Source organism: Roseateles hydrophilus (assembly GCF_026712245.1).
In the GTDB taxonomy this organism is placed as follows: Bacteria; Pseudomonadota; Gammaproteobacteria; order Burkholderiales; family Burkholderiaceae_C; genus Pelomonas; species Pelomonas hydrophilus.
This window is the reverse complement of sequence record NZ_JAPPUY010000001.1, coordinates 335229-347901: the sequence shown is the minus strand read 5'-3', so window position 1 is coordinate 347901 and position 12673 is coordinate 335229. Positions and strand designations below refer to the sequence as shown.

Genomic DNA, 12673 nt, shown 5'->3' with positions numbered 1-12673 from the left:
GCCGGGCGCAGCCCTGAACGCATCATTTGGCGGGCTTTGACGCAACATTACGCGCCACCCGGTAGACCCGGACGAACTGGCCGTTCGGCAACTGCCACTCCGCGGCGGGCGCCACCTCGGGCACCGCGAAGTCCAGGCTGACCAGCCAGGCGCCAGGCGCCATCTCGGCGCAGGCCTTGGCCCAGACCCGCGGCATGGACTCGGGCCGCTGGAACACATAGACCAGCGCAAACGGCGCCCAGTCGTCGGCCCACAGGTCGCCCCGCCGCACACGCGCGCTGCGCGCCCGCCAGCGGGCCAGCCAGGCGAGCGGCCGGCTCCACTCCACGCCTTCGACATCCGCCTGCGGATAGGCCGCCCGCAGCTCGCGCAGGCCGTCGCCCGTGCCGCAGCCGGCGTCCAGTACCCGCGCGCCGGGCGCCAGCGGCGCCGCCTCGGCCAGGCCGGCCAGCGCGCCACGCGGCGTCGGAAACAGCGGCGCCTCGCTCCAGCTGCGCCGCGGGTACAGCCACCACAGCAGCGCCAGCGGCAGCAGCCACAGGAGCGCGGGCGCCCCACCCTGCCAGCCCAGCATCAGCGTCGACAGCGGGAAACCCAGGGCCGCGATCAGGCGCCGCCAGCGTGCCGCGTAGAGCAGCGCCAGCGCACCGCCGAGCCCGGCGCCCGCGATGAGCGCGACCTCCGGCCCCAGGCCCAGCCGCAGCAGCAGCGCCTGGGCGAGCCAGGCAGCCAGCCACACCAGCAGGGCCGACAAGGGCCAGACCGTGACCAGCCGACGCAGGCCGGCGCTCACGGTGGTCATGGCCACGGGTGCGCCGCGCGCAGTTCCGCAGCCTCGGCCGCGCGACCCGTACCTTCCAGCACCAGCGCCAGGTTGTGCGCCGCGAGGAAGCTGCCGCGGCCGGCCACCGCGCCGGGCTGCTCCGGGCGCTCGCCCAGCGCCAGGCAGCGCTGCCAGGCCGCCTCGATCATGGGCAGCAGCTCGCCCGCCTGCGCCGGCTGCTCGGCTGCCAGGTCCAGCAGCACATCGCCAATGGCGAAGAAGAAATCGGGCGAGTCGGCCGCGGCATCCAGCTGCGTGTTCGCGAAGTCCATCGCATCGGCATGGCGCCCCAGGCATTTCAGCGCAAACAGACGGCGCGGCAGCAGGTCGGGCCACCAGGGGGCAGCGCCCACGGCGGGCAGCGCGCAGGCGCGGGCGAAGGCCGCTTCGGCATCGTCGTGCTCGTCGTAGACCGCGCAATCCTTGCCGAGCTGATACCAGAGGTAGGCGTCGTCCGGCGCCTCGGCAAGCGCCTGCTGCAGCAGCTGCCGGTTGCGGCCGCGCTTGTGGGCCAGCCGCTCGGCCACGTAGCCGTCATGCCCCACCACCAGCGGTAGCCGGCACACCGGCAGCGCGTGCTGAGGCTGCTCGTGCACCCGGCCGGCGTAGCGCACCGGGCCGGGCAGCACACGGCTCAGCCAGGCGACAGCCTCGGCCTGGCGCTCGGGCGCGAGGTCGAAGCGGTCCCGCAGCTGCAACGCACCAACGAACGACGGCGGTGTGTCGCGCAGCGCCTGCAGCGCCTCGCCGCCCTCGATCAGCCACTCGTCGGCATCCAGCACCAGATGCCAGTCCGCGCCGGCCAGCGCCAGCGCCTCGTTGCGGGCAGCCGAGAAGTCGTCGCACCACGCAAAGCGGGCCACGCGCGCGCCGTGCGAGCGGGCGACCTGCACCGTGTCGTCACGCGAGCCGGTGTCCAGCACCAGCATCTCGTCCACCCACGGCCGCACGCTATCCAGCAGCCGGCCGATGCGCGCGGCCTCGTCGCGGGCGATCACGACGAGGGCCAGGCGGCAGCGCACAACAACGGTCATGCCGGCATTGTGGTCACGCGCAAGGCCCCGCTCGGCGACTTCAAGGGCGGATTTCCCCCTCTTCACCGCGTACCGCGCCGGCGGCAGGCGGCCTAGAGTCACGCCATTTCCACCGTCCGCGAGGCTCTCTCATGATCCCCCGCACCCTGCACGTGATCTGGGTGGGCGACGAATCCAAGCGCCCCGACAACTGCATAGACACCTGGCGCCAGCACAACCCCGACTGGACGGTGCGCGTCTGGGGCAACGACGAGCTGGCGAACTACGGCTGGATCAACGCCGGCCACATGCGCGAGATGGCCAAGCGCGAGCTCAACGGCGTGGCCGACCTGATGCGCTGGGAGATCCTGTATCACGAGGGCGGCTTCGTCGTGGATGCCGACAGCATCTGCAAGCGCCCGCTGGAGCCCTGGCTGTTCGAGGGCGAGGCCTGCGCCTGCTGGGAGAACGAGCTCATCCGCCCCGGCCTGATCGCCGCCGGCTATGTGGCCTCCGTGCCCGAGAACCCCTTCTTCGGCCAGATCATCCTGGACCTGCAGAAGGAAATCACCGTGGTCGACCGCATGGCCTGGCAGAGCGTCGGGCCGCTGCTGCTGACCGAGCAGGTGCGCATGCAGCGCTATGCCAACCTGACCATCTGGCCCAGCCACTTCTTCATCCCGCGTCACTTCACCGGCCTGGAGTACACCGGCGGCGGCCCGGTGTTTGCCGCGCAGGAATGGGGCAGCACGCTGGGCAAGTACGACGAACTGCACAAGAGGAAAGTCGCATGAGCGCCGTCCTCGCCACGGAGCGCAAGACCATGGATGAGTTGCCCGTCTCCCCGCTGGAATACGCGCATCAGAAGTACTTCGTGCAGAAGGTCAAGGTCGGCGAGGACTTCGTCGGCGTGCCGCGGCTGGACGCCTTCGTCGCGCTGTGCGCGGACAAGCGCGTGCTGCACGTCGGCTGCGTGGACTGGCCCATCACCGACCTGCAACGCTCGCTGCACCTGCAGCTGGACGCACACTGCCAGCTCGACGGCTTCGACATCCACGGCGAGGTCTTCCCGGTGATGCAGCCCCACCTGAAGGGCCGGCTCTTCAGCGACTGGGCCGACGTGACCGACCGCTACGACACCGTGCTGGTGCCCGAGGTGCTGGAGCATGTGCCCGACGTGGGCGGCTTCCTGAAGCAGCTGGATGCCGTGGGCGCCGAGCAATACATCATCACCGTGCCCGATGCCTACTCCTGCTTTCGCCGGCACTTCGACTACAACAGTGGCGCGCAGACCTTCGTCGAGGTCGTGCACCCGGACCACAACTGCTGGTACACGCCGTACACACTGGCCAACGTGATCCGCAAGTACACGCCCTGGCAGCTGGACGGCATGTTCTTCTTCAACGGCATGTCGCTGCTGGCCGTGGCCAGCCGCACGGCAGCACCCGCGGCTGCCGAGTGACGCCGGCCACCCTGCGCACCGAGGCCGAGGCGCTGCGCCATGCCGGCCGCGCCGTCGACGCCATCGACCTGCTGATGCAGGCCCTGGCGCTGGCGCCCACCGACACCGCCACCTACCTGCAGCTGGGCTTTGCCTTGCAGGCCCTGGGCCTGCATGACCAGGCGGCCGAGGCCTTTCGCACGCCCGCGCTGCTGGAGCCCGGCAGCGTGATGGCCCAGGGCTATCTGGTGCACGCCACACAGAAGGCGGCCGACTGGTCCCAACTGGACGCCGACCTCGCCGCGCTGCGCGCCGCACTCGCTGCCAAGCCCGACACGGCCGACGATGAGTTCGGCATGCCGTTCGCGCTGGTGGGCCTGGCACACGCGCGCGCCGAGCTGCTGAAGTCCGCCGCGCTGGCGAGCCGCCACCTGGCGCGCGGCCTGCAGCCGCTGCCCGCCCGCACGCCCACGCCGCGTGAGCGCCTGCGCGTGGGCTACCTGTCGGCCGACTTCCAAGCCCATGCCACGGCCGCGCTGATCGTGGACCTGCTGGAAAGCCACGACCGCGAGCGCTTCGACATCCGGCTGTACTCGCACGGGCCTGACGACGGCTCGGCGCTGCGGCAGCGCATCGCAGCCAGCGGGGCCCTGGTCGAGGTGGGCGACCTGGATCTGGCGGCGCTGGCCCGACGCATCCGTGCCGACGAGATCGACATCCTCGTGGACCTGAAGGGCCACACCGCCGGCAGCCGCATGGCCGCCCTCGCCTGCCGGCCGGCGCCCGTGCAGGTGAGCTGGCTGGGCTTTCCCGGCACCAGCGGCGCCAGCTTCATCGACTATGTGATCGGCGACCCGGTCGTCACGCCGCTGGCCCACGCCGCCGACTACCGCGAGTGCATCGCCCAGCTGCCGCACTGCTACCAGCCGCAGGACCGCCAGCGCACGCCCGGCCCGGCACCGACGCGCGCCGCCCTGGGGCTGCGGGACGACGCGCTGGTGCTGCTGGCGGCGAATGCGCCCTACAAGGTCACGCCGCCGCTGTGGGCGGCGTGGATGGACGTACTGCGCCGCCTGCCCGAGGCCCAGCTCTGGCAGCTCAGCGGCGGCGAGCAGGCCGACGCGCGGCTGCGCGAGGCGGCGGGCGACCTGGCCGGCCGCCTGGTGTTTGCGCCGCCGGTGGGCATGGACAAGCACCTGGCGCGCCTGCAGGTCGCCGACCTGGCGCTGGACAGCTGGCCCTGCAACGGCCACACGACCACCAGCGATGCGCTGGCGGCCGGCGTGCCGGTGGTGACGCTGATGAACGACAGCTTCCCCGGCCGCGTGGCGGCCAGCATCCTGACCGCCGCCGGGTTGGAGAACTGCATCACGCAAAGCGCCGCTGACTACGTGCAGCGCATCGACGCGCTGGGGCGGGATGCCGCAGCGCGCCAGGCTTTGCGTGAACAGATCCGGTCGCGTCCTGCAGCGCTGTACGACACGACGCGCTTCGCGCGCGACCTGGAGGCGCTCTACGAGCGCATGTGGGCGCGTGCGCTGGCGGGGCTGCCGCCGCAGGCCCTGCCCGCAGCCTGATCAGTGCATCTGGATGGAGCCCTGCGCACGGCCCTTGCCGGCGCGGGCGGGCGGGTTGCACAGGCCGCAGATGAAGTGGCGCGCCACCTCGTGCGGGTGGGTGACGAACTGGCCGTTGCACTTGGAGCACTTGGTCAGCGTCAACATGCCGTTGTCGACGAACTTCACCAGGCGCCACGCACGGGTCACGGACAGCATGGCCTCCAGACCCTGCGCCTGCGTCTGCTCCTGGTAGAGCTGGTAGGCCTTGATGACGGTGTCGATCTCGTCCATCTCAGCCGCCTTGTTCAGGTACTCGTGGATGTTGAGAAACAGGCTGGCGTGGATGTTGGGCTGCCAGGTCATGAACCAGTCGGTCGAAAACGGCAGCTGGCCCTTGGACGGCGACTTGCCGCTCACTTCCTTATAGAGACGCAGCAGGCGCTCGTAGGACAGGTCGGTCTCGGACTCCAGCACCTGCAGGCGCGCACCGAGGTGGATCAGCTGAACGGCACGTTCGATCTGCTTGGCTTCGGTGAGGATGCTCTTGACGCGCATGGTGGGCTCCTGGAATCGGGATGAGTTCGGTATTCGGTCTTGCGGGCAAGCGCGGCGCCTGCCGGCGATCAACAGGTCAGGCGTGTTCGTGGCGACCCGCCATCAGGATGGACGCATGCAGGCGGCTGACGCTTTCGTTGGCGCCCGGCTTGCTGTGGTTGGTCAGCAGACCCCACACCAGGTCGTCGCTCATGCGGAAGGCGCACAGCAGCGTGTTGCCGGCGGCGATCTTCATGATCTGTGCGGGGCTGAGCGTGCTGATGAGGGTCGCCGTCTCCTCGCTGATGCCCAGGCGGTAGAGCGCCTGCTCACGGTCTGCACGGATAAGGCTCTGGGCCAGCATCAGGTAGGACAGGTTGGCTTCACGGATCTCAGCGAGCATTTGGTCAGCGTTCATGGCGGGGCTCCGTTTCAGAGTTGGGTGGGCGTTGCGGATCAGTGAAACGGATTGTGTTGAAGCCTCTTTTCCACTGATATCAGGCGTAGTCGGTGCCCCGCGTCACCCTGGCAGGAAGTGCTTGTCAGGCAAATTCCTACACGCGCGTCGGGCCTGAAAACACCGAGGCCCCGCAGCTTTCGCTGCGGGGCCTCGGCGGTGTGTGGCGCGGTGTCAGGTGAATCGCGCGCGTGAGAGGGAATGTCAGCGCGCCCGGCGCAGGCGCTCCAGCTCGATCATGGCCACCGGCACCAGCTCCGGCGCCTCGGCCTGCAGGCTGTCCCGGCCAGCGCCGTGCTGCAGTTCGGTCAGCACGCCGATCGCGCGATCCACCTCGCCCCGGCCCGACAGCGAGAACGCCAGCGTGTAGAGGCTGGGGCCGTGCAGCGGGCAGGCTTGCAGCGCGCGCTCGGCGTAGGCCGCCGCGTGCTCCAGCTTGCCGGCCGCGAGAAGCAGCGCCGCCATGTCGGCCAGCAGGTCGTGGCTCATGGGCTCGTCCTGCAGCGCGTTGTAGAGCAGGCCCAGACCGCCGCCCAGGTTGCCCTTGGCTGCCTCGGCGAACGCGGCGTTGCGCGCGCGGGCCAGCAGCAGCTTGGGGTCGTTGCTGGGCGCCGCGACCGGGCGGTGGACGTTCTTGCTCTTGCGGGTGGAGGCAGAGGGGGCTCGCATGGCGGGACTCCAGGCCGGCGCAGGGGTTCGGCCGGGTTGAGCCGCACTTTAGGAACCGAACGGCGCGCCGATCTCATGAAAAGCCGTGCTTTTGGGGCGCGCTTCCCGCGCCGACCGCCCATCCGAAGAACAAGCCGTTGCACGCCCTTTTATTCAAAAGATCACGCTCTTGACAAATCGACCTAAAGAAACATCCACCCCGCACCGATAGCCAAAGCAACGGCGCTGAAAACAGTTCCGTGGTCCGGCTGGAACGCCGGAGGAAGCGGGGTCTCTCTCGGGGGGCGACGCGTCCTCCTGGCCAACAGCGTCGGGCGTCGCCGTCAGGGGCGGCCGCAAGGTCGTCTCAGGCGGACAGCACGGGTGCCGCACCCGGGCACCTGGGTCTTCGTCCGGCGCTGTTGCCGGGTTCTCTGTCACCGAAAAGGAAGCGCATCATGGCCTCGGTCATCAATACCAATCTGCTGTCGCTCAATGCGCAGCGCAATCTGAATACGTCACAGTCTTCGCTGTCGACGTCTCTGCAGCGCCTGTCCTCCGGCCTGCGCGTCAACTCCGCCAAGGACGACGCCGCCGGTCTGGCCATCTCTGAACGTCTGAACGCGCAGGTGCGCGGCTCCAACGTCGCCATCCGCAACGCCAACGACGGCATCTCGCTGGCGCAGACGGCCGAAGGCGCGCTGGCCAAGGTGGGCGACTCGCTGCAGCGCATGCGTGAACTGGCGGTGCAGTCCCGCAACGCCACCAACACCAGCGCTGACCGCGAATCGCTGGACAAGGAATTCGGCGAACTGGCCAAGGAAATCCAGCGCGTGCTGGGCGGCACGACCTTCAACGGCCGCGCCGTGCTGGCGGGCGACTCGGGCACGCAGACCTTCCAGGTCGGCGCCAACGTGACCAGCAACGACCGCATCGATGTGGCCACGACCAACATGACCACCGAGTCCACGCTCACCGCCGTGGCCGGCACGGACAACACCGGCGCCAGCCGTGCTGTCATCACCGCCGCCGCAGGCTCGGAGTCGGCCATCGACACCGTGATCACCAACATCGACACGGCCATCGACAAGGTCAACGGCGAGCGCGCCACGCTGGGTGCTTCGCAGAACCGGCTGGACCAGGTCATCTCCAACCTGCAGATCTCGGTGGAGAACCAGAGCGCTGCGAAGAGCCGCATCACCGATGCTGACTTCGCGCAGGAAACCGCCAACCTCTCTCGAGCCAACATCCTGCAGCAGGCGGGCAACGCGATGATCGCCCAGGCGAATCAGATTCCATCGCAAGTCCTGTCCTTGCTTCGATGACGCCGGGCCAGCTCCGCTGGCCCTGAGTGAAACGTCCACGCTGAAGACGGAAGTCCTCACGCCACCAGCACAAGCTCCTTGAACGCCGCTCCGCCCCACAGCGGGCGGCGCTTTTAGGGCCGCGTGCAAAAAGGATTCAAGTCAATCCATCGTCAAGACGATAAGCATCTCAACGGGTTCGCGATTCAGTCGAGGACTACGTAGCAGACGCCTCGTCAACGAAAGGATTGAACATGCCCCAAGTCATCAATACCAACCTGGCCTCGCTGAATGCACAGCGCAACACGGCCATGTCGCAGTCGTCCCTGGCCGTGTCCATGCAGCGCCTGTCTTCGGGCATGCGTGTCAATTCGGCCAAGGACGATGCGGCCGGCCTGGCCATCGCCGAGCGCATGAATGCGCAGGTGCGCGGCTCGCAGGTTGCCATCCGCAATGCCAACGACGGCATCTCGCTGGCGCAGACGGCCGAAGGCGCGCTGTCCAAGGTCGGCGACTCGCTGCAGCGCATGCGTGAACTCGCCGTGCAGGCCCGCAACGCCACCAACACCAGCGCCGACCGCGAATCGCTGGACAAGGAATTCGGCGAGCTGGCCAAGGAAATCCAGCGCGTGCTGGGCGGCACCACCTTCAACGGCAAGGCCGTGCTGGCCACCGCCGATGCGGGCACGCAGACCTTCCAGGTCGGCGCGAACGTGACGGCCAATGACCGCATCGACATCGTCACGACCGACATGACGACGGACGCGGTAATCACCGTTGTGGCCGGCACCGACAACACCGGCCAGGGTCGCGCCGTGATCACGGCAGCCGCCGGCACGGAAGCCTCCATCGACACCGTCATCACCAACATCGACCTGGCGCTGGACAAGGTCAACGGCGAGCGCGCCACGCTGGGCGCGTCGCAGAACCGGTTCGATGCGGTGATCTCCAACCTGCAGGTGGCCGTGGAGAACCAGAGCGCGTCGCGCAGCCGCATCATGGATGCCGACTTCGCGCAGGAAACGGCCAACCTGAGCCGCGCACAGATCCTGCAGCAGGCCGGCAACACCATGGTGGCCCAGGCCAACCAGTTGCCGCAGCAGGTGCTGGCCCTGCTGCGAGGCTAAGCAGGCATCCCGGGCGGCAACGCCCTTTCGACGAGGCGACTGCCACCGCCGCCGGGCCGCCCGGCGCGGTGGCAGACACCCCCTCCCGCACCCCGACACCCCGTCCCCGCGCGGACAGGCAGAGGTCTTGATTGGCCGTGGTTTGACCCGTTGATCGGGCTTTTGCCACCGGCATGCACTTCCAGAATTCAGCCCATCGGATCGACGTTCCATTCGGTCCGGATTGAATTCCGAGGAGTGCTTCAATGCCCCAGACCATCAACACCAACATCGTCTCGCTGAACGCCCAGCGGAACCTGAACGCCTCGCAGTCGTCGCTGTCGACGTCCATGCAGCGGCTGTCTTCCGGCCTGCGCGTCAATTCGGCCAAGGACGATGCTGCCGGCCTGGCCATCGCCGAGCGCATGAACACCCAGGTTCGCGGCATGAACGTCGCGGTGCGCAACGCCAACGACGGCATCTCGCTGGCGCAGACGGCTGAAGGCTCGCTCGGCAAAGTCGGCGACATGCTGCAGCGCATGCGTGAGCTGGCGGTGCAGGCGGCCAACGGCACCAACAACACCCAGGACCGCGCGGCGCTGAACAACGAGTTCACGCAGCTGCAGACGGAAATCGGCCGGCTGGTGCGCAACACCAACTTCAACGGCTCGCCCATCCTGAGCGGCTTCACCGGCGGCACGAGTGCCTCGTTCAGCTTCCAGGTCGGCGCCAACGCGACGGCCGACGACCAGATCGTCATCACGCAGAGCGACATCCTCGACACGACGGCCGGCACCACCGGCACGCCCACCGGCAACAACGGCGCGCTGGAATCCGCCGTCAACACGGCCAAGATCAACATCCTCGGCGCCGCGGGCAGTGGCACCGCCGGCGCGCCCCCTACTGCTGCCGTCGACTTCGCTGCGGCGGGCGGCCCTCCGGCCCTGACCGGCGCCGCCGGCGACGAGGGTGACCCGCTCGTCGCCGTGCAGTTCATCGACTTCGCGCTGGCGCAGGTCAACCTGGCCCGCTCCACCTTCGGTGCGACACAGAACCGCTTCGACGCCGTCATCTCCAACCTGCAGGTGGCCGTGGAGAATCAGACCTCGGCGCGCTCCCGCATCATGGACGCTGACTTCGCGCAGGAAACCTCCAACATGAGCCGCGCGCAGATCCTGCAACAGGCCGGCAATGCCATGGTGGCGCAGGCGAATCAGTTGCCCCAGCAGGTGCTGTCGCTGCTGCAACGCTGATCGACTGAAAAAATTCCACCCGGGGCCTAAAGTTCCGGAAAATCCGGCCGATAGCCCTTTGGCATATCGGCCTTTTCACATCTAGCAGCATGGCAACCATCAGCTCCGCCGGCATCGGCAGCGGCCTCGACATCGAGTCGCTGGTGAGCAAGCTCGTCGCTGCCGAGCGCACCCCCATCACCCAGCTCAACACGCGGATCGACGGCCTGAAAACCGAGCTGTCGTCCTACGGCAAGGTGCAAAGCGCCCTGTCGACGTTGCGCGACGCAGCCTCGCGGCTCACCACGCCGGCCAGTTGGTCCGGCTCGTTGGCCACATCCAGCGACCCGACGCTGGTGTCGGTCACGGCTGGCTCCAGCGCGGCCATCGGCACCGTGTCGGTCAAGGTCGACGCGCTCGCGCAATCGCAGACCTTGGTCAGCAGCAATGCAGTGGCCAGCGCCACCACCACCGTGGGCCAGGGCAGCCTGACCATCACGCTGGGCAAGTGGACGACGGACGGTGGCGATCCTCCGACCTACACCGGCTTCACCGACAAGGCCGGTGCCACGCCCATCACCGTCAACGTCGGCGCCGGCCAGGACACGCTCGCCGGTATCCGCGACGCCATCAATGCCGCCGGCGCAGGCGTTACCGCGTCCATCGTCAACGACGCCAGTGGCGCGCGACTGACGCTGCGCTCCAGCACCAGTGGCGAAACCAACGCCTTCCGCATCGAGGCCACGGGCGGCCTGACCGACCTGGGCTACGACCCGCGCGTCGGCGTCACCTCGCTGATCCAGACGCTGCCCGCCCAAAACGCCCGCGCGCTGATCAACGGCATCGAAATCAGCTCCGAGACCAACTCGCTGCGAGAAGCCATCGACGGCCTCAACATCACGCTGCTCAAGACGTCCACCATTCCCGCCAGTGTCGCGGTGAGCCAGGACAAGGACTCCATCAAGAAGCTCATCACCGACTTCACCGCCGCCTACAACGCAGTCAACGCGCTGCTGCGCGAGCAGACGAAGTACGACGCCAGCAGCAAAACCTCCGGCCCGCTGCAGGGCGACGCCACTGCCGTGGGCCTGCAGAACCAGCTTCGCAACATCATCGGCGGCACCACGTCGCTGGCGGGCAGCATTGGCCGCCTGGCACAAATCGGCCTGGAGGCGGGCAGCGACGGCAACCTCAAGACCACGGATGCCAAGCTCAACACCGCGCTGAGCGACCTGGACAGCCTCAAGAAGCTGTTCATGGGCCTGGACGGCACCAACAGCAGCAACGACGGCTTCGCGCAGCGCATCCGCAGCTACGTGGATGGCGCCTTGAGCGCCGACGGCCGGGTCACCTCGCGCCAAGCGGGGCTGCAAAAACTCATCGACAACAGCAACAAGAGCATCGACAAGCTCGAGGACCGCGTAGCCTCCACCGAGGCCCGGCTGCGGGCGCGCTACTCGTTGCTGGACACGCAGATGAGCAAGCTCAACAGCCTGTCGGCCTACGTCACGCAGCAGATGGCCAACCTCAGCAGCAGCAGCGAGTGAGCGGGGCTCGCGAATGAAAACGGCGACCAAGGGTCGCCGTTTTTCATGGTGCCCCGGGAATTGACCGCGCAGACCGGTGGAGTTCGCACGAAAGCCGGCTCAAGTTCAGCCGGGCAGCGGCCGAAAAACAGTCAACGCGACGACTCTTCCCCCCGACACCATGTACGGCAACATGTCCTCCCCCTTCTCGGCCCGCAACCAGCGCGCCACCCTCTATGCCAAGGTGGGCCTGGAGACCGACGTGCAGGCCGCGAGCCCGCACCGCCTGGTGGCCATGCTGTTCGACGGCGTGTTCGACGCGATGGCCCAGGCCACGCAAGCCATCCAGATGGGCAATGTCGAGCTCAAGGGCCGCGCACTGTCGCGCGCCGTGCGCATCCTCGACGAGGGCTTGCGTGCCGGGCTGGACATGTCGGCCGGCCAACTCGCCACCGACCTGCGCGACCTGTACGGCTACGTCTGCACGCGGCTGACCCAGGCCAACCTGCGCAGCGACATCAGCGCCATTGAGGAGTGCCAGCGCCTGCTGAGCCCCGTGCGTGAAGCCTGGACCGCCATCGGCCAGAGCCCCGCCGCCACCGGTGCCCCGACGGCCCGCGCCGCCTGAGCGTCTCCTCCACAGAACCTCCGGTACCTGCCATGAACTCCGAACTGCTGAACTACTACGAGGCCATCGAGCAGGCCAGCGCCGACATGCTCACCGCGGCCCGCACCGGCAACTGGGACGAGGTCGTCAAGCTGGAAGGCGCCTGCGTGCTGCTGATCTCGCAGCTCAAGGCGGCGGCCCATCACAACCAGCTCAATGCCGGCGAGTCCCAGCTCAAGACGCGCATCATGCAGCGCATCCTGCTCAATGACGCCGAGATCCGCCACCTCGCCGAGCCCTGGCTCGAGGATCTGGATCACGTGCTCAAAGGCAACAGCCGCATGGTGCACTGAGCCCAGGCTCGGACAAGCCAAGCCGCCCGCCCCGCGCGCCGCCACTCGTCCCGCATGCGCGGCGGCGGCA

General features: G+C 68.4%; 14 protein-coding genes. 9 read left to right on the top strand and 5 right to left on the bottom strand.

The genetic code is table 11. The features are described from left to right. Positions 1-22: 22 nt before the first annotated feature. Both NYO99_RS01540 and NYO99_RS01535 read right to left on the bottom strand, forming a co-directional pair. Positions 23-802 carry a class I SAM-dependent methyltransferase gene (locus NYO99_RS01540; protein WP_268166441.1) on the bottom strand — a complete coding sequence of 260 codons (780 nt, stop codon included), beginning with the start codon at positions 800-802 and terminating at the stop codon, positions 23-25. Beyond that, positions 799-1857 (bottom strand): glycosyltransferase family 2 protein, encoded by a 1059-nt coding sequence (locus NYO99_RS01535; protein ID WP_268165340.1) that lies wholly within the window; start codon positions 1855-1857, stop codon positions 799-801. The genes NYO99_RS01540 and NYO99_RS01535 overlap by 4 nt, the downstream gene beginning before the upstream one ends. A gap of 131 nt (positions 1858-1988) precedes the next feature. On the opposite strand from NYO99_RS01535, the gene NYO99_RS01530 reads away from it, so the two are divergent. From NYO99_RS01530 to NYO99_RS01520, 3 genes are read left to right on the top strand one after another with little or no spacing between them, the layout of a single operon-like run. After that, on the top strand, positions 1989-2630 hold the full coding sequence (locus NYO99_RS01530; RefSeq protein ID WP_268165339.1) for a glycosyltransferase family 32 protein: 642 nt from the start codon (positions 1989-1991) through the stop codon (positions 2628-2630). Beyond that, the gene (locus NYO99_RS01525; protein ID WP_268165338.1) at positions 2627-3298 is read left to right on the top strand and encodes a class I SAM-dependent methyltransferase; all 672 of its coding nucleotides are present in this window, start codon (positions 2627-2629) and stop codon (positions 3296-3298) included. The genes NYO99_RS01530 and NYO99_RS01525 overlap by 4 nt, the downstream gene beginning before the upstream one ends. Continuing rightward, a complete protein-coding gene (locus tag NYO99_RS01520; protein WP_268165337.1) occupies positions 3295-4854 on the top strand; it encodes an O-linked N-acetylglucosamine transferase, SPINDLY family protein in 1560 nt (519 codons plus the stop codon). The genes NYO99_RS01525 and NYO99_RS01520 overlap by 4 nt, the downstream gene beginning before the upstream one ends. On the opposite strand, the gene flhC is transcribed toward NYO99_RS01520, so the two are convergent. The 3 genes from flhC to NYO99_RS01505 form a co-directional block, all read right to left on the bottom strand. Beyond that, positions 4855-5391, bottom strand: a complete 537-nt coding sequence (gene flhC, locus NYO99_RS01515; RefSeq protein ID WP_268165336.1) for a flagellar transcriptional regulator FlhC — start codon at positions 5389-5391, stop codon at positions 4855-4857. A gap of 76 nt (positions 5392-5467) precedes the next feature. Next, entirely contained in the window at positions 5468-5788 is a 321-nt protein-coding gene (flhD, locus tag NYO99_RS01510) for a flagellar transcriptional regulator FlhD (protein WP_088482043.1), read from the bottom strand. 243 nt (positions 5789-6031) lie between these two features. Next, positions 6032-6496: a hypothetical protein gene (locus NYO99_RS01505; RefSeq protein WP_268165335.1), complete on the bottom strand. Its 465-nt coding sequence runs from the start codon at positions 6494-6496 to the stop codon at positions 6032-6034. A 437-nt stretch (positions 6497-6933) separates the two neighbouring features. Here NYO99_RS01505 and NYO99_RS01500 point away from each other — a divergent pair, with 437 nt between their 5' ends. The 6 genes from NYO99_RS01500 (at position 6934) to NYO99_RS01475 (ending at position 12603) form a co-directional block, all read left to right on the top strand. Further along, positions 6934-7800, top strand: coding sequence for a flagellin N-terminal helical domain-containing protein (locus NYO99_RS01500; RefSeq protein ID WP_268165334.1), 867 nt, complete (start codon positions 6934-6936; stop codon positions 7798-7800). Positions 7801-8033: 233 nt separating this feature from the next. Next, positions 8034-8906, top strand: a complete 873-nt coding sequence (locus NYO99_RS01495; protein ID WP_268165333.1) for a flagellin N-terminal helical domain-containing protein — start codon at positions 8034-8036, stop codon at positions 8904-8906. 245 nt (positions 8907-9151) lie between these two features. After that, positions 9152-10138: a flagellin N-terminal helical domain-containing protein gene (locus NYO99_RS01490; RefSeq protein ID WP_268165332.1), complete on the top strand. Its 987-nt coding sequence runs from the start codon at positions 9152-9154 to the stop codon at positions 10136-10138. A gap of 89 nt (positions 10139-10227) precedes the next feature. Next, positions 10228-11664 carry a flagellar filament capping protein FliD gene (gene fliD, locus NYO99_RS01485; RefSeq protein ID WP_268165331.1) on the top strand — a complete coding sequence of 479 codons (1437 nt, stop codon included), beginning with the start codon at positions 10228-10230 and terminating at the stop codon, positions 11662-11664. Between the two features lie 172 nt (positions 11665-11836). Further along, a complete protein-coding gene (gene fliS, locus NYO99_RS01480; RefSeq protein ID WP_268165330.1) occupies positions 11837-12271 on the top strand; it encodes a flagellar export chaperone FliS in 435 nt (144 codons plus the stop codon). A gap of 32 nt (positions 12272-12303) precedes the next feature. Beyond that, positions 12304-12603 (top strand): flagellar protein FliT, encoded by a 300-nt coding sequence (locus tag NYO99_RS01475; protein ID WP_268165329.1) that lies wholly within the window; start codon positions 12304-12306, stop codon positions 12601-12603. Positions 12604-12673 lie beyond the last annotated feature (70 nt).